Raw genomic sequence first — 17,157 nt, forward strand, 5'->3', positions numbered from 1 at the left:
CTTTTCTTTGGTTATAGTGTCACACCATTTTTAAAGATGGCGATCTCACGAACGTTGTTGGCTTCATTACGAGTCGGTTTTCCACTGGCAGTATCGATGATCGCTTGAATAAAGTCTTCCAGCACGACCTCCATCGGCTCTTCCAACAAGCGACCAGCGTTGAAATCCATCCAGTGGGGTTTCTTATGATAAATCTCTTGATTCGTGGCAACTTTCATGGTCGGCACATAGGCACCAAATGGCGTGCCGCGACCAGTAGTAAATAAGACGAGTTGGCAATCGGCAGAAGCCAGTGCAGAAGCGGCAACAAGGTCGTTTCCTGGACCTTCCAGCAGGCTCAAGCCTGGCTTACGGAGTTTTTCCCCATATTTTAAGACATCGACGACAGCGGAAGTCCCAGATTTTTGGGTACAGCCTAATGACTTATCTTCTAGCGTAGTGATACCGCCTGCCTTATTGCCAGGAGAAGGATTTTCATAGACCGGTTCACCGTAAGCAAGGAAATAATCTTTAAAGTCGTTGATTAGATGGAGGATTTTTTCAAAGGTTGCTTCATCTTGTGCACGCGCCATCAAGACTTGTTCAGCGCCAAACATTTCGGGTACTTCCGTCAAGACCGTGCTGCCACCTTGAGAAACTAAAAAGTCAGAAAATGCCCCCAACAAAGGGTTGGCGGTGATCCCAGAAAACCCGTCAGAACCCCCACATTTTAACCCGATCTTTAGATCACTCAAGGGAACGGCTTCTCGTTGATCCTCTTTTGCTGCTTCCAGTAATTCTTCTAATAAGCTTTCGCCGACCGCAATTTCATCGTCGCTTTCCTGTGCCACCATAAATTTGACGCGCTTTGGATCGTAGTCACCCAGGTTTTTCTTAAACTCGGGAACGGTGTTGTTCTCACAACCTAAGCCAAAGACCAAGACGCCACCGGCATTTGGATGATGCACCGCATCAATTAAAATTTGATGGGTGTTTTGATGATCTTGGCCTAACTGGGAGCAGCCGTAGGGATGTTTAAGGATCGTAATATGATCAAAAGTGCCAAGATCTGGATGATTCTTCTTGAAATTTTCAACAATGATCTCAGCGATACCATTGATACAACCAACTGTTGGCACGATCAGTAAATCATTACGAATCCCAACTTTGCCATTTGCCCGCCGGTACCCTTGGAACGTCGCAGCCCTTTTTGGATAACGGACGGGATGCAAATCAGGGGCATAGGTGTATGCTAAGGTACCAGAAAGGTTGGTTTTGACATTGTGGGTATGCAACCATTGGCCAGTTTTCACGTCAGCTAAGAGATGTCCAATGGGATAGCCATATTTGATCACGTCTTGTGATTGTGCTAGATCTTTGAGGGCGATTTTGTGTCCTTGTGGAATATCCTCAAAAAGGGTGATCGTTTGGTCTTCAAATGAAAGGGTCGTTTTAGCAGCTAGTGGTTTTAATGCGACTGCGACATTATCATTAGGGTGCAATTTCAATAGTTGCGCGGGTGTTTCTGTTAATGTGCTGGACATAAAGATTCTCCTTTATTTCAAACTTGGCTCAGGGGTGTCAATCGACGCAAGTAACTGGCGGGGTCCGTCTTGTTTTAGACATGCGCACATTTCATTGATTGTCGCTGTCATAAAGCTCAGGTCTGCATGCCAGAGTTGCTCATTTTTTAATAGAGTGGCGATCTGTCTTTCTGCTGGTAATTGTTTCACTTGCTGAAATATGGTTGTCACTAGGTCATCATCTTGAAAAGGTCGAGTGAGATAGAAAGTCAGCAACCCTGCCAGTGCGGCAGTGATTCGTTTTGGTAACTGCTGGTTTTGTTGGACATAACGAGTTAAGACTGGTTGAAGACGCGCACGGAATTTTGAGACGCTGTTTAAAGCGATCGATTGCAGCTGATGCTTCACATAAGGATTTCTGAAGCGCTCTTTGATTTGTTCCGCATAAGCTGCAAGCTGCGCTTTAGGCAAATCAAGCATTGGAATCAACTCTTCCAGAAAAAGACCATCCAAAAAGGCTGCAAAATCACGGTCGTTCATTACTTCTTCAACGGTTTCTAAACCAGCTAAAAGACCGAGTGGAACCATCGCCGTATGAGGACCATTTAATAAATGTACTTTTTGTTCACGATAGGGGGTCATATCTTCTGTCACGATCACATTCAACCCAGCTTCTTGCAAGGGAAGCTTTTCGGCTACGCCGCTTCCTTCGATCACCCAGAGCATAAAGGGTTCCGCAGTGACCATTACGGCATCCTCATAGCCAAGAATCTCTTGGTATTGTGCCACTTTATCGCGAGGATATCCTGGAACGATCCGATCGACTAAGCTGCAGCAGAAGGTGTTTTCTTTTTCTAACCAGTTGACGAAGTCTGACTCCAAAGACCATAATGCGGCATATTGTAAGACGATCTCTTTTAGTTTTTCCCCATTCCGATCGATTAATTCACAAGGAATGATCAAAAATCCCGGTTTTTGTCGTTGAAAACGACGATACAAAAGAGCGGTCAGTTTTGCAGGGAAACTGTAGGGAGGGGTATCGTGTAAGGTATCCTCTGGGTGAAACGCAATACCTGCTTCCGTCGTATTAGAAACGATGATCTCAAGTTGCTCGTCTTCGGCTAAAGCAAGATAGTCTTCCCATTGCTGATAAGGATTCAGCACTTGATCAATGGTGGAGACGACTTCAAATGTTTGAGATAAAGCGCCATCGACAAGTCCTTCTAAGATAACGGTGTAGAGATTTTCTTGTTGTGCCAACAGCTCTTTCAAGCCGTGATCAATCGGCTGTACCACAACGGCACTGCCATTAAAAAGCCCTTGTTTGTTCATTTGCTGCAGCTGCCAGTTAAAAAAGCCCCGCATAAAATTGCCTTCCCCGAATTGAATCACTCGGGCTGGATAGGTTTGATGGGGTTGTTCGGTAATTTTTTTCATAGAATCCTCCTTAAAAAATAGTTATGCACACGTTAACATTTTGCGTAAGCACTCTTGAAAACAAGAGGCTTACAGCGATTGACGAATGATTAACGAGGTATCAAAGAAATGTTGTTTCTCAACTACTTGATTGGCAAATGCTTGCAACAGCAGAGTTGCTGCCAATTGACTCATTTCATAGACTGGTTTGCGGATCGTTGTTAATGGGGGATACGTATAGGGAGAAAAAGAACTATCATCAAAACCGATGATACCGATCTCCTCTGGGATCTTTCGTCCTGCTTGATGACAGGCATTGATCGCACCGATCGCCATATCATCATTGGCGCAAAAAATCACTTCAGGTGGTTCAGGTAAAGCGAGTAGTTGCTGGGCACCCAGCTGACCACTTTCCAAAGAGAAGTCGCCAGCAACGAAGTATTCTTTCGGGCAGACAAGCTGCTTTTCTTGAATCGCTTTCATAAATCCTTTGCGACGCTCTCTAGCGGAACCAAAGGAAGCGATCCCTTCGATCATGGCGATCTTTCGAAAGCCTTGTTCAAGCACATAGGTGATCATTTGATAGACCCCTTGGGCATCATTACTAGTGACATTCATCAAGGTTGCATCCTGCAATTGACGATTCAAAACGACGATGGGAATGTTTTTCTTTGAAAGAGCAGCGATAAAGCCGTCATCACGATCACTTTGACTCATCACGATCGCTCCATCTAGGCGATTCGGCTCTTCATCAAATGTATCGGATTGCAATAATTCATGAACCGTCAAAGTATATTCGGATGGTAGGGTATCACTGATTCCTTTGATCACTTCGACTAAAAAGCTATCGGAAGTACCAATGGATAGATGAGAAAAATAAAGACCAATGATATAAGATTTCTGATTCACCAGACTTTTGGCATTGACATTGGGCACATAGTGTAAAGATTCAGCGATGGCTGCGATCTTCTTTTTTGTTTCTGGCTTGATTAATGGGCTATCGTTTAGCGCACGAGAAACAGTTGTATGTGAAACACCAGCGACTTTGGCGATATCTTTGATCGTGACCATAGAAAACCTTCTTCCTTTTTGCTTGATTCAAGCATAGCTTGTTCCCGCGAGAATGTCAATACACCAAGGATGCACACGTGAAACATTTTTCAAAATAACATAGGAACTTTTTCTGGGATGTGCTAGTATAAAAGAAGATAGTTAGGTAATGGGAGGGAGTCTATGAAATTCTTTTTAAGCTATCATCAAACATCCAACTTGTTTTATAAAATATTTATTTTGATTTTTCTAATTGGTAGCGCTTTAATCATTGGGTTTAGTGGGGTCATTTATCATCGAACGTATCAAAACATTCAAGAAACGTTTTTGCAAAGTCAACATAATTTGGTCAACCAAGTCAAAGAAAATCTGGATCAAAAAATTCAGATGGTGGAGTATGCCTTTTCTACATATAGCAGTACGCAAAGCTTTTCCGATACGATGGAACAGCCGTTTTCCGTGACGAATTATCGACAAGTGCGCGAGATCAATTCGCAACTGGCTTACATTGGTGTGATGGGAATCGAAAACGCCAGCTACCAATTGGTGAATTTGAATCAGCATTGGAAAATCGAAGAAGGCTCCTTAAAACAGATCGATGATACTGAATTCGCTGCTTTTCAAGCGTTGATCGACAACCAACGCTACTTGTATTGGTTGCCAGAAGATGGCTATTTAAAAATGGTGATGACGCTGCCTGTTTTTCGACAGGAAACCACTGCTTTGGGGATCGCTGAAATCCAAGACCATACCATTGCGCAGTTGGTGGCAGATCATGACGATTCCTTTTTGAATATTTTTCATGCGGACGGACAACTGCTTTTCGATAATGGTGAAGTGATCGATTCTGACTTACACGAAACAATGATCGCAGCTGCCCACGACGATGGTATCTTCAATGACAAAGAAAACAATAAGTATGTGGTCACACAATCGGATTACAATCAGTGGTATCATGTGATCCGTCTGTCACCTGCCAGTGTTTCGCAAGCAATCCGTGAATTAAGAAGCGGTTTGATCGTGATTGGCAGTCTTTTGATCATCCTCTTTTTATTAGTATCCTATCGCATTGCGATCGTGGCTACCTCACCCATTAATCGGATCGGTGAGCTTTTAAAGCCCAAAAAACAAGGTCAGAAATTAGAAGTCAATCAGTTGATTTCCGATATCGACCAGGTCTTACATCAAAACCACGATCTCGCCGTCAAAGTTGAACACCAAAAGCCCGAGTTAGAATCCTTGTTTTTATTAAACTTGTTTCGCGGCTGTATCTCAGAAGCAGATAGTCACTTAAAACTGTCACAATTTGGGTATGAAGTATCCGAAACGGAACACTATGCCGTATTACTGATTCAAATCGATGATTTGTGTGGACGAGAAACAGCGACTATTGATATATTCTTGCTTGCCATCGAGAATCTCGTTTCTGAAATCATTCCGGCGAATTTGCGTTTTCAGCCAATCATCTCCAGTCAAGAAACCCAAGGAACAATTTTAAAGCTTCCTGAATCAGTTGACCAAAAACAAGTATTGACCTATTGTCAAAAGATCCATCAAGCGGCAAAAGATTACTTGAAAATCAAAATAAGTTGTGGGGTCTCACAATCCTACGACCGCCTCGTAGAAACCAAATTAGCGGTTGATAACGCTAAAGAAGCCTTGCACTATCGAATGAATTTAGGGGAAGAAGTCATTATCTTTTTTGACGACATTGCGGCACAATTAGACAATAACGCGATCGTTCAGTACCCTAGAGAAGCAGAAAGCACCTTTTTGGATGCAATGCGTAGTGGGGATCTAGCGACCATCAAAACGAGTTACACAGAAGTCGTACGCGAAATCATTCATGAAAACAAAAATCCGTTGACGATTGAAAGTGCCTTGTTTAAGTTGATCAACAGTATCGTTCAGCTAGGGCAACTCCTAGGAGCAGATCATACTAGCTTGCAGAATAGTCGTAAAGTCTATCAATCCGTGCTCAACCAAACCAGTTTGTTCAAAGTTGAGCAAATCATCTATCAAGAGTTAGTTTTACCTATCGTTGAAACGACACAAGCCAAAACAGATCGAGAAATTCGCTCCTTGTCTGAAAAGATGGTCTTGATCGTACACCAACAATACGACCAAGATCTCTCCTTAGATAGCATTGCTGAACAGTTGCATTATAATGCCAATTACTTAAGTAATGTGTTTAAAAAGGAATTATCCATCAATTTTGCCGATTACTTACAAAACTATCGATTGCAAGTCGCGAAAAAGTGGTTAAGAGAAACCGATTTGACCATCAAAGAAATCGCCGCCAACCTACAGTATACCAACTCTCAAAACTTCATCCGCTTTTTCAAAAAGAAAGAACAGATGACACCCGGAGAGTATCGCAAACGATCCAAAGATTAAAAGAAAAAAAGCGTTTTTTGATCAACGATCAAAAAACGCTTTTTTTCTTTGCTGCCTGTTGGCTACCCTTTGACGGAACCAACCATGGCACCTTTCACGAAATACTTCTGGACAAATGGATAGGCGATCAACATTGGCAAAGTCGCAACGACGATCACGGCCATTTTCACGGATTGTGCTGGGGGGACAACATCGACACTAGCGGCATCGGCGTTCATCCCGCTGGAGACAATCACGATTTGTCGAAGGAGCACTTGGATCGGCCATTTCGCTGAATCATTGATGTACAAAATCGCTGATTGATAAGTATTCCAATAACTAACAGCGTAGAACAAAGAGATCGTCGCAATCGATGGTAAGGAAAGAGGTAAGATGATACGGAAAAAGACGCCCCAATCAGAGCAACCATCCATTTTTGCTGATTCCTCTAAACTATCAGGAATCCCTTGGAAAAAGTTTCTCATAATGATCATATTATATGCACTGATGGCGCTCGGTAAGATCAGTGCCCAGAGAGAATCGATCAAGCCGAGGCTTTGTACCAAAATAAAACTTGGGATCATCCCTCCGCTAAACAACATCGTAAATACGACAATAAAATTGAAGATGCCACGTCCATGCAAATATTTTCTTGAAAGAGCATAGGCCATAAAAGAGGTCAAGATCATTGAAAGAACCGTTCCGACGATGGTCACAAAAAGGGAAACACCAATACTCGTAAAAATCGTGGGAGTCGAGAGAATATACCGGTAAGCATTTAAGCTAAATTCACGTGGGATAATGATAAATGTTCGTGTCGCAATCTCAGAAGAAGAAGCAAAGGAGCTTCCGAGAATGTTCAGAAAAGGCAAGAGACACATTAAGGTAAAGAGTAGTAGAAAACCGATAATAAATCCTTGAACAACCCGTTCACTCTTCGGGCGGTTCGTTTTTTTTAGGGTTTGTTGCATAGGAAAAACCTCCATCTTTTTTTACTTAAATAGGTATTTCCAACGTATCATGAGGCGGGGACAACGTATATAATCACTTTTACATGTTAAAAAAATCACAATCATGACAAACGTTGATAAATCAATGGTTTTCCAATTCGACCGAGAAATAATCCTAAAAAATGTATGCCTTTCCAATGCTGAGAAAATGATTATATACGTTATCTTTCTTACACGCTACCATGGGACTATCAAATCAAAAAAACTCGGAGGAACAAGTATGGAAACAAAAGTTGATAATTACTTCTCACCACTTACTGAAGAAGAACAGCGACTGCGGTTGAAAAAGAAAAAATGGGCGCAAATCAGAAAAAATCGTGCGCTCTATATTATGGTATTGCCAGGTATTTTATATTTTATTATCTTTCGTTACATTCCAATGGGCGGTTTAGTCATCGCTTTTCAAGACTACCAGCCATTCTTAGGGATCTTAGGCAGTCCCTTTGTTGGGTTTACTCATTTTATTCGGCTCTTTACTGAAGATACTTTTGTGATGTTGATGCGCAACACGCTGATCATGTTTTTCTTAAATATCACGATTTCCTTCCCTTTTCCTATTTTATTGGCGCTTATGTTAAATGAAGTAAATAACCGTCGCTTGAAAAAAAGTATCCAGACGATTATTTATTTGCCTCATTTTATGTCGTGGGTGATCGTAGTTTCAATCTTCTACGTCCTGTTGACGACTGAAGGCGGTGTGATCAATAACATGATCGAAAGTCTTGGTGGGGAACGTATCCCATTCTTAACTAGCCGTACTTGGCTACGTCCAATGTACATTTTCCAAGATCTTTGGAAAGGTGCCGGTTGGGGGACGATCGTCTATCTAGCCGCTATTACCAATGTTGATGAACAGCTTTATGAAGCTGCGGATATGGATGGGGCTGGCAAACTACGTAAAATGTGGCACATCACGTTGCCGTGTATTCGTCCGACGATTGTGACCTTAATGATTTTAAAAATCGGTTCGATCTTAGATATGGGCTTTGAGCATATGTTCCTATTAATGAACTCAATGAACCGTGAGGTTGCCCAAATCTTTGATACCTTTGTCTATACCGCCGGGATTCAAAATGGTCAATTGAGTTACTCGACAGCTGTTGGGCTGTTTAAAGGTCTTGTAGGTTTGATCCTCGTTGTTTTTGCGAATCGTTTGGCGAAAAAAATTGGGGAAGATGGTATCTATTAAGAAAGAGGGGATCATATGACGATTGAGAAAATCACGAAAATCAACGATGGGCTAACCGCGTTTTTGACCCTGATCGCCCTTCATTTTCTTTGGCTAAGTGTGACACTTCTGGGGGGAATCTTTTTGGGAATCGGACCAGCCTCGTATGCCATGATGAAATATTATGATCGCTGGCTTCGTCTTCACGAACGACCGCCTTTGATCAAAAGTTTTTTCTACTATAGTAAAGAACGGTTCCGACAATCGGTGCTGATCAGTTGGTTGTTTCTCATCATTGCAGCGATCGTGATCACCAACATATTTGCGCCATTTCCATGGTTTATCCAAGTAGCGAATGTCCTCTTTTTGATTGCGTTTCTCTTTCTATTCATGCACGTGTATACCGTCATGGCAGCCACTAACTTTGTGACCGTGTTTGAGATCCTGCGAGGGAGTGCGTTGTTAGGTTTAGGCTATCTGCATTATTCGATCATTAGTTGGTCGATTTTGATCGTTGGCTATTTAGTCCTTGGCAGCTATTTCTTGATCGGCCTCATTTTGATGGGGAGCAGCTTAGTTGGTGGTGTTTTTGCCCTTGCTGGTAAAAAAATTCTTCAAGATATCCACCCAATTGAAACAGATCAGGTGGTTTCAAAAACGGCATCGACTACGGAGCAAACCGTTGCCAGTAAAGGAGATGAGGTCATCATCTAAAGAAAACGGCTCAAAGACTTTTACTGGTCCGTGAACAAAACGGTCACTAGAAAACACCTGAAAAATAGCAGAACAAGCTGAACCCTCATGAAATACAGCCAGTAAAACGGATTCATTGAAACAGCTCTATGAATTGAGGAGACTACAATAAAAGGAAGTATCGTACATGAAGAACTATTCGGAAATTGCTTTGAACACATTATTTGAGCGCTATGACTACTTATGCAAAGAAAAAATTTATCACGGAAAATGGTCCTATGACATCGGGGTCGTTTTACAAGGCGTGAAAGAAGCCTATGAGCAAACTGGTGATAAACGCTATTTCGACTATATCCAAAACACGATGGATGTTTATATTGACGAAGACGGTTGTATCAAAAACTATCAGATGGATGCGATGAATATCGATTACATCAATAATGGTAAATGTTTATTCTTACTATACAAAGAAACAGGTGCTTCAAAATACAAGATCGCCTTGGACACGCTGTATCAACAATTACAGCAGATGCCAAGAACAAGCGAAGGCGGGTTCTGGCATAAAAAAATCTATCCATATCAAATGTGGTTAGATGGCTTATATATGGGGGCCCCATTTTTGACAGAATACGCACTGACATTTGAGAAAGAAGAAGCATTGGCAGATGTAATCAAGCAATTCACCTTATGCTTCACGCATACCCTAGATCCAAAAACGGGTCTTTTGTATCACGCGTGGGATGAACAAAAAGTCCAGCCGTGGGCAGATCCTGAGACCGGTTGTTCAAAAAATTTCTGGGGACGATCAATGGGATGGTTCATGATGGCTCTCGCAGATACGATGGTGCTATTAGGGGAATCAGAGCAGAAGAATCCATTAGAAAACATGTTTGTCTCCTGTCTAGAAGCTCTTGCTAAAGTAAGAGATCCCCAGAAAAAAGTGTGGTATCAAGTCTTAGATAAAGGCAGGGAGCGTGGGAATTATTTAGAAGCATCCGCTTCTTCAATGATTTGTTACGCAACAGCGAAAGCAGTCAAAGCAGGGATCATCGATCAAAAATGGCAAGTGTTTGCCCAAGAGACCTATCAAGGATTGCTGGACGAGTTTGTCTTTTTAACAAAAGAAGGTTGGTTGAATCTGATCAGAAACTGTGAAGTTGCTGGTCTTGGTGGACCAGATAATCGGGATGGTACGTTTGTTTACTATATCAGTGAACCCGTTATCACGAATGATTTCAAAGGATACGGTGCCTTTTTACAAGCGAGTTTACTGCTGCAACCATTAACGGAGGAAGGAAGCAAGAAATGAATATCCAATTGACTACAGCTGATTTACAAGGAAAAGAAGGTCTGTTGACAGAAGCGATTCAAGAAAAAATTGATGAATTGCATCAACAAGGAGGAGGCAGAATCACTTTTTCCGCAGGACGCTATCCGACGGGTGCGCTCTTTTTAAAAAGTAACATTGAACTGCACCTACTATTGGGGGCGACCTTAGTATTTTCTGATGATCCCAAAGACTATCCCGTCGTTTTGTCTCGCTGGGAAGGGGTCAAACGGGAAGTTTATGCCTCTTGTTTATATGCCGAGAATGCGGAAAATATCGCTGTCACAGGACTAGGAATGCTTGATGGGCAAGGGCAAAGATGGTGGAAGACCTTTCGGGAAAATCGTGAACAGCTTGCTTATCCACGACCAAAATTAATCAGTTTTGACTCTTGCCAGCAAATTACGTTGAAAGATATCCGTCTTGTCGATTCACCCAGTTGGACCGTCAATCCGATTCTTTGTCAAAATCTAACGATCGATAATCTTCGCATCAAAAATCCAGCAGATTCGCCAAATACGGATGGGATCGATCCTGAATCTTGTAAAAATGTCCGCATCAGTAACTGTCATATCGATGTTGGTGATGATTGCATCGCCATCAAATCAGGAACGGAGGACACTAAAGAACGGGTCGCTTGTGAGAATATCACGATCGTAAATTGCCATATGCTTCATGGGCATGGGGCCGTCGTTCTAGGGAGTGAGATGAGCGGCGATATTCGTAATGTCACTATTAGTAATTGTATTTTTCAAGATACCGATCGTGGGATTCGGTTGAAATCCCGTCGGGGACGTGGCGGAACGATCGAAGATATTCGAGTGAATAACATTGTGATGGATAATGTCATCTGTCCATTCACTTTAAATCTTTACTATTTCTGTGGACCGAAAGGCAAAGAAAAGTATGTTTGGGATAAAAATCCGTACCCGATCACCGAGGAAACCCCTCATTTCCGGAGAATTCATTTTGCAAATATCTCGGCTCGGAATGTCCATGCGGCCGCTGGGTTTGTTTATGGCTTGGCTGAACAATTTATTTCAGATATCACTTTCCAAGATATTGCCGTCTCTATGGCTGAGCACCCAATTCCAGGAAAGCCTGCGATGATGACAGGTATCGAAGAGATGACAAAACAAGGTTTTTATATTGGCTGTGGACGGAATATTCAGTTTGATCGTATCAATTTGGAAGGTGTAACTGAAGCGTTCCATATCGAGAATAGCCGGGAAATCACCGTCACACAGTCATTTGAGAATCGTCAGCCTCTGGCATTTCAAGGAGATTTTTTGTGAGGGATCCTCAGTTACTTCAGCTGCTAGGTCCTGATATGAAAGTTGCACCACAAGTGGTTCAGCAAACAAAAGAGCAGGTGCAAAATTATACCTTGGAACATTTACTTCTACGATTAAATCAAGAAGAGGATGTCCCTGCATACTTTGCTTATCCTAGCTCTCAGCAACCGGTTCCACTCGTTTTGTTCAATCATTCTCATGGCGGCGACTTCACGATGGGGAAAGAAGAACTGCGACAAAGTCCGCCGTATATGCAAAAAGAAAGCCTATTCGCTGCATTTATGAAGCTGGGCGTCGCCGTTGGGGTGATCGACATGTGGGGCTTTGGCGAACGAAAAAACGGTGAGAATGATAGCTACAAGCGGTTTCTGTTGCAAGGCAAAACATTATGGGGACAACGAATCTATGACAATCAACAGTTTTTAACCTATCTTGCTTCCCGTAAAGAAGTGAAACATTCCGCTATCGCCACATTGGGACTTTCTATGGGGGGCTTGATGAGCTGGTGGTTGGCAGCGCTAGATGAACGGATATCAGTGGTGGTGGACATGGCAGCACAAGTGGACTATCAAACATTGATCGAAGAGGACCGTCTAAGCAAACATGGGTTTTACTATTATGTTCCTAATGTGTTGAAAGACTTTACGACTGCGGCGATCCAAAAACAGATCGCACCACGCCCGCGTTTGAGTTTGGTTGGCAAAGAGGATCGTGGCTGCCCCTCAAGCGGCGTCGCTCGTTTGGATCAGCAGGTCGGGCAGCATTATGAAGCAATAGGCTACAAGGAGCATTGGCAGGCGTGTTGCTTGCCAGGCGGTCATGAAGAAACCAAGGAGATGAGAGCGCAGTGGATCGAATTTCTAAAACAGCACCTCCTATCAAGCTAAAGGTTAGTAAAGAGCCGCAAAAGGGTGATTTTACGAGTATCCAAGCAGCCGTGCTGGCTGCTGAAGCCTTAAAAGCACCTTGTGAAATCACGATCGCCTCTGGCGTGTATCAAGAACAGGTGAAAATCTATAAGAACCAGCTTACGTTGATCGGGGAACCTAACACGTTCTTATGCTACCACTTGGCTGCCGAGCAAACCGATGAAAATGGGCAAAAAAGAGGAACGTTTCAAACAGCGACGCTCTTTATCAATAGCCGAGAAGTCTTTGTAAAAAACCTGACCATCATCAATGACGCAGGGTATGGGCAAGCAGTCGGGCAAGCAGTTGCCGTCTATATCGAAGGGGATGACATTCGCTTCGAACGCTGTCATCTCGATGCTTTTCAAGATACCTTGTGTCTGGGTCCATTGCCAAAATATACCAAAGAAGGCGAACCAATGATCAGTCCTTGGCGAAAAACAATCTTTGACCAACAACAGAGTTTGTTTTTGCATTGCAGGATCAGTGGAACAGTCGATTTTATTTTTGGCGGTGGTTCCGTCACCTTTGAAGAGTGTCGCCTGCATTGTAAAAATACACCACAAACGAACTACGTAACTGCTGCCTCAACTAGCAAACAAGCAAGCGGGTTAACCTTCGATCGGTGTCGGGTGACAGGGGACAAAGCCTACTATCTAGGCCGCCCTTGGCGCAATGAAGCCAAAGTAACCTTTTTATCCTGCTGCTTTGATCAACAGCTCGTCCCTTGCGGATGGTCTGATTGGGGAAAAACAGCAAGCCACCAAACGGTCACATTCACGGAGCGAATGTGTTGTTACCAAAGAAGTCCCCAACGTCCTGAATGGGTGACTCTTGAAGGAGTGATAGAAAAATGAGCAAGGCAAAATGGTCTGGCTGGATCGGGATGGTTCTCGCTCTGGTGTTGATGGGCGGCTTTTCCTTGGCGATCAATCAAATGACTGTCCAGCAGTTCGAAGAGATCTTTCAACGTGCGTTTCCCACTATACTGAATCAAATGACGGCAGAAGCAGCATTGGCGCAATTTCAAACACTCGGCGCTTGGTTTGGCTTCACGCTGTTGGCACTCCTGATATTGGTTTCAGTGGCGACGATGCTGGTTCGCTATCGTAATTATCGAAAGCAATCTTGTGCTATTTATTTTTTGACTGGTGTCGTGACATTGATTGGTAGTCAAATGATCGCTTTTCCGATTGCCTTTTGTTTCTTTTTAGCGGCGGGTTTTTGTTTTCTCCATCGCGATGACGGACACAAGAAAAAAACAACGGACGCAGTCAGCAAACAAGGAGGGGTTGCATGAAGGCAATAATCAATAATCCGATTTTAAGAGGGTTTCATCCTGATCCGAGTATTTTAAAAGTCGAGGATACTTATTATTTAGCGGTTTCTTCCTTTGAGTGGTTGCCAGGAATTCGGGTCTACTGTTCTCAAGATCTAGTCAATTGGTCCCATGAAACAGATATTCTGACCAATCAAGTGGATTTATTAGGCAACGCAGCAAATTGCAGCATTTGGGCACCGCAAATCAGCTACGCAAACGGACAATACTATTGTGTCTATACAAATGTTCGCAACACGACACGCCCCTTCAAAGACTGTCGAAACTATCTCATCACGGCTCCTACGATTCATGGGCCATGGTGTGAGCCCATTTACTTAAATGGTAGTGGCTTTGATCCGTCCTTGTTTCATGATCAAGAGGGGCGTATCTGGTTATTGAATGCGCTTTGGGATTATCGTAAGGATACACCAAATAAATCGGTGGGGATCGTGCTCCAAGAATACTCTGAAGCACAAGGGTGCTTGATCGGTGACAGAGTGCCAATTTTTTCTGGAACCCAGCTGGCGAAGACTGAAGCACCGCATCTTTATTACCACAATGAGTGTTATTACTTACTGACGGCAGAAGGAGGAACGGGTGCAGGTCATGCGGTAACAGTTTGTCGTAGTAAAACCATCACTGGACCTTATGAAGTAGATCCGCATTTTCCCATGATGCGTGCCTATCAGCGCGAAGATTCCCCTTTTCAATGTACAGGTCATGGCAGTTTGACGATTGCGCCATCAGGAGAATGGGTCATGAGCTATTTGATGACTCGGCCAGTAGAAGGGGCAGCGATCCTTGGACGAGAGACAGCACTCCAAACTGTCTATTGGGATCACGAAGGATGGCTGCGTCTTAGCAATAACGATACGATCCCAGATCAAACCATCAGGCTCGCTAGCGACGCTCAGAAGCAAAGGGCATCATCTGCTGTTTTTATTGATGACTTTAAAGGATCGTTGCAAAAAGCATGGAACGGTAGACGATTGCTGCCCAATGAAGAGTGGTGCAATCTGAGTGAGCGACCAGGGTATTTGCGATTGATCGGCGGAGAATCGATGCAATCGAACTTTCATAAGCACTTATTGGCGATTCGTCAACAAGACTTTTGTTTTGAAGCTGAAACAGTGATGGAATACCACCCCCAATCGTTCAATCAGATGGCTGGATTGTCGCTTTTCTTAAATGAAGAAAACTATTTGTTTTTCTACGTAACCTATGATGAAAAAGAAGACAAGGTCCTTCGGTTGCTGCGGTGTTGTGAAGGAGAATTTCACTTGTTCCCAGATAAATTGCCCCTCGCTGCTGCAAGTGAGCCGATCGGATTGAAAGTAGTCGGTTCTTATCTAGAAGCAGAATGGTTCTATCGGCAATCACAAACGTGGCATCCCTTTAAAAAGCAAAACATCCAGTTCTTGTCTGGTGGTTTTACAGGGAATTTCATTGGAATCAGTGCCCATGATCTAGATCACTTTGCTGGAAGCTATGCCGATTTTACGTACTTTAAGTATCAAGGGAAAGATCCGCTCGATGATGATTCCCTAAAAATAGAGAAAGAAGGGTAACGAATGAAAAAGTTGAAAGTAGCAAGTTTATTATTATGTGCAGGACTGTTTTTAGCAGGCTGCGGCGATGGCGGAGGTTCATCTGATGGACCAGAAAGTGATGAAAAAACAAGTATTTCTTGGATGGCGATGCTGCATACCGCTTCACCTCCGTCTGGGGATGTAACACAAAAGTTAGAAGAATATACAGGGGTCGAGATCGACTTTACATGGGTGCCGGACGCATCAAAAACAGAACGCTTGAATGCAGCATTAGCGTCAAATTCTTTAGCAGATATCGTAAGTTTGACAGAAATCAATAACACAACCGTCCGTAGTTCGCTAGCATCTGGAATGTTCTGGGATGTGGAACCCTATTTAGAAGAGTTTCCGAATCTGGCAGAAATTTCTGAGGATCGCTTAGAATCTTCTCGTATCGATGGTCATATCTATGGTGTACCGTTTCTAAAACCGATCGCTCGTTATGGTGTCCTCGTAAGAAAAGATTGGTTAGACAATTTAGGGTTGGACGTGCCATCGACTTTAGAAGAATTATCAGCTGTGGCACAAGCCTTTACAGAAGGAGACCCAGATGGCAATGGGGTAGATGACACGGTCGGATTCGTTGAACGTGATGAGTCCTTTAATGTTGGGTTCCGTTCACTTTCAGGTTACTTTGGTGCAGACAATTGGTTTACGATCACGGATGATGATGAAGTGATGCCATCCTTTATGCAACCAGAATACAAAGAAGCAATGGAATGGTTCCGTAATATCTATGATAACGGCTGGATGAATTCTGATTTTGCGGTAATGGCGAAAAATGATCAGAAGAACTATATCGTTCAAGGTCGTGGTGGGATTGTATTGAGTGGTTTGCAAGAAGTACGTAACTACATTGATGATGCAGCTGGTACTGATGAAGAGCATATGGAATGGGTCTTGATCAATGATATCGTCCATGAAAATGTGGAACGTCGTATCCTTTCTGATACCAATGGTGGAATGGGCGGTTGGTTAGCCATTCCGAAAAACAATGTTGAAACCGAAGAAGACTTACGTGTTGTTTTGAAATTTATCAACGATTTGATGGACGAAGAGCCGTTTACCTTGATGACGCAAGGGATCGAAGGGGTCCATTATGAAATTGATGATGAGGGTGTCTATGTCCGTTTAGATGATACGAAGTGGCAACAAGAAGTACAACCATTTTCTTCGTCTCGTCCATCAGAATTAGTAACAGTTTTCCCTTCAAGCAACCCATATGTCAACTTAGCCAATGAAAAGATTCGGGAAAATGAAGAGTTTGCGGTGATCAATCCTGCACAATCGCTGACCTCTGAAACCTATGATCGTTCATGGTCAAGCTTGATTGAAGGAATCTCAGACGCTTACTACCAATATATGACTGGGGAAATCGAGATCGATGGGTTTGATACAGCGATCGAAACCTTCTTAAGAAATGGTGGACAGCAAATCATTGATGAGTTCACGGAAGATTATCGTTCACAACAATAAAGGTCACAAAAGGTTCTGATCATCTG

14 protein-coding genes are annotated in these 17,157 nt (G+C 43.1%); 10 read left to right on the forward strand and 4 right to left on the reverse strand.

From position 1 onward, the window contains the following. Positions 1-11: 11 nt before the first annotated feature. The 3 genes from IGJ42_RS06700 to IGJ42_RS06710 all read right to left on the reverse strand — a co-directional run bounded on the left by IGJ42_RS06700 (position 12) and on the right by IGJ42_RS06710 (position 3,989). The gene (locus IGJ42_RS06700) at positions 12-1,523 is read right to left on the reverse strand and encodes a UxaA family hydrolase (protein ID WP_086332287.1); all 1,512 of its coding nucleotides are present in this window, start codon (positions 1,521-1,523) and stop codon (positions 12-14) included. A gap of 12 nt (positions 1,524-1,535) precedes the next feature. Then, positions 1,536-2,939, reverse strand: coding sequence for a tagaturonate reductase (locus IGJ42_RS06705; RefSeq protein ID WP_086332288.1), 1,404 nt, complete (start codon positions 2,937-2,939; stop codon positions 1,536-1,538). Positions 2,940-3,008: 69 nt separating this feature from the next. Next, on the reverse strand, positions 3,009-3,989 hold the full coding sequence (locus IGJ42_RS06710) for a LacI family DNA-binding transcriptional regulator (protein ID WP_086332289.1): 981 nt from the start codon (positions 3,987-3,989) through the stop codon (positions 3,009-3,011). A gap of 162 nt (positions 3,990-4,151) precedes the next feature. Here IGJ42_RS06710 and IGJ42_RS06715 point away from each other — a divergent pair, with 162 nt between their 5' ends. Further along, positions 4,152-6,365, forward strand: a complete 2,214-nt coding sequence (locus IGJ42_RS06715; RefSeq protein ID WP_086332290.1) for an AraC family transcriptional regulator — start codon at positions 4,152-4,154, stop codon at positions 6,363-6,365. Between the two features lie 62 nt (positions 6,366-6,427). Here IGJ42_RS06715 and IGJ42_RS06720 read toward each other — a convergent pair whose 3' ends face one another. Further along, a complete protein-coding gene (locus IGJ42_RS06720) occupies positions 6,428-7,315 on the reverse strand; it encodes a carbohydrate ABC transporter permease (protein ID WP_008381527.1) in 888 nt (295 codons plus the stop codon). 259 nt (positions 7,316-7,574) lie between these two features. Here IGJ42_RS06720 and IGJ42_RS06725 point away from each other — a divergent pair, with 259 nt between their 5' ends. From IGJ42_RS06725 to IGJ42_RS06765, 9 genes are all read left to right on the forward strand, one after another. Next, on the forward strand, positions 7,575-8,543 hold the full coding sequence (locus tag IGJ42_RS06725; protein ID WP_008381525.1) for an ABC transporter permease: 969 nt from the start codon (positions 7,575-7,577) through the stop codon (positions 8,541-8,543). Between the two features lie 15 nt (positions 8,544-8,558). Then, positions 8,559-9,236, forward strand: a complete 678-nt coding sequence (locus tag IGJ42_RS06730) for a YesL family protein (protein WP_005236490.1) — start codon at positions 8,559-8,561, stop codon at positions 9,234-9,236. A 166-nt stretch (positions 9,237-9,402) separates the two neighbouring features. Then, positions 9,403-10,524, forward strand: a complete 1,122-nt coding sequence (locus IGJ42_RS06735; RefSeq protein WP_086332292.1) for a glycoside hydrolase family 88/105 protein — start codon at positions 9,403-9,405, stop codon at positions 10,522-10,524. Then, on the forward strand, positions 10,521-11,837 hold the full coding sequence (locus tag IGJ42_RS06740; RefSeq protein WP_086332293.1) for a glycoside hydrolase family 28 protein: 1,317 nt from the start codon (positions 10,521-10,523) through the stop codon (positions 11,835-11,837). Before IGJ42_RS06735 ends, IGJ42_RS06740 begins: the two co-directional genes overlap by 4 nt. Continuing rightward, complete coding sequence (locus IGJ42_RS06745; protein ID WP_086332294.1) at positions 11,834-12,724, forward strand: dienelactone hydrolase family protein; 891 nt, start codon at positions 11,834-11,836, stop codon at positions 12,722-12,724. Before IGJ42_RS06740 ends, IGJ42_RS06745 begins: the two co-directional genes overlap by 4 nt. Then, positions 12,685-13,602, forward strand: a complete 918-nt coding sequence (locus tag IGJ42_RS06750) for a pectinesterase family protein (protein WP_430616033.1) — start codon at positions 12,685-12,687, stop codon at positions 13,600-13,602. Before IGJ42_RS06745 ends, IGJ42_RS06750 begins: the two co-directional genes overlap by 40 nt. Continuing rightward, positions 13,599-14,045: a DUF4064 domain-containing protein gene (locus tag IGJ42_RS06755; RefSeq protein WP_086332296.1), complete on the forward strand. Its 447-nt coding sequence runs from the start codon at positions 13,599-13,601 to the stop codon at positions 14,043-14,045. The genes IGJ42_RS06750 and IGJ42_RS06755 overlap by 4 nt, the downstream gene beginning before the upstream one ends. Continuing rightward, positions 14,042-15,634 (forward strand): glycoside hydrolase family 43 protein, encoded by a 1,593-nt coding sequence (locus tag IGJ42_RS06760; RefSeq protein WP_086332297.1) that lies wholly within the window; start codon positions 14,042-14,044, stop codon positions 15,632-15,634. Before IGJ42_RS06755 ends, IGJ42_RS06760 begins: the two co-directional genes overlap by 4 nt. A 3-nt stretch (positions 15,635-15,637) precedes the next feature. Beyond that, a complete protein-coding gene (locus IGJ42_RS06765; protein WP_016613309.1) occupies positions 15,638-17,131 on the forward strand; it encodes an extracellular solute-binding protein in 1,494 nt (497 codons plus the stop codon). The last annotated feature ends 26 nt before the right edge of the window (positions 17,132-17,157 follow it).

The sequence above is a fragment of the Enterococcus sp. DIV1067f genome (assembly GCF_050543505.1).
Classification (GTDB): domain Bacteria; phylum Bacillota; class Bacilli; order Lactobacillales; family Enterococcaceae; genus Enterococcus_D; species Enterococcus_D entomosocium.

Coding starts and splice junctions, on each gene's coding strand:
- IGJ42_RS06700 (WP_086332287.1), bottom strand. CDS start 1,523: ATGTCCAGCACATTAACAGAAACACCCGCGCAACTATTGAAATTGCAC.
- IGJ42_RS06705 (WP_086332288.1), bottom strand. CDS start 2,939: ATGAAAAAAATTACCGAACAACCCCATCAAACCTATCCAGCCCGAGTG.
- IGJ42_RS06710 (WP_086332289.1), bottom strand. CDS start 3,989: ATGGTCACGATCAAAGATATCGCCAAAGTCGCTGGTGTTTCACATACA.
- IGJ42_RS06715 (WP_086332290.1), top strand. CDS start 4,152: ATGAAATTCTTTTTAAGCTATCATCAAACATCCAACTTGTTTTATAAA.
- IGJ42_RS06720 (WP_008381527.1), bottom strand. CDS start 7,315: ATGCAACAAACCCTAAAAAAAACGAACCGCCCGAAGAGTGAACGGGTT.
- IGJ42_RS06725 (WP_008381525.1), top strand. CDS start 7,575: ATGGAAACAAAAGTTGATAATTACTTCTCACCACTTACTGAAGAAGAA.
- IGJ42_RS06730 (WP_005236490.1), top strand. CDS start 8,559: ATGACGATTGAGAAAATCACGAAAATCAACGATGGGCTAACCGCGTTT.
- IGJ42_RS06735 (WP_086332292.1), top strand. CDS start 9,403: ATGAAGAACTATTCGGAAATTGCTTTGAACACATTATTTGAGCGCTAT.
- IGJ42_RS06740 (WP_086332293.1), top strand. CDS start 10,521: ATGAATATCCAATTGACTACAGCTGATTTACAAGGAAAAGAAGGTCTG.
- IGJ42_RS06755 (WP_086332296.1), top strand. CDS start 13,599: ATGAGCAAGGCAAAATGGTCTGGCTGGATCGGGATGGTTCTCGCTCTG.
- IGJ42_RS06760 (WP_086332297.1), top strand. CDS start 14,042: ATGAAGGCAATAATCAATAATCCGATTTTAAGAGGGTTTCATCCTGAT.
- IGJ42_RS06765 (WP_016613309.1), top strand. CDS start 15,638: ATGAAAAAGTTGAAAGTAGCAAGTTTATTATTATGTGCAGGACTGTTT.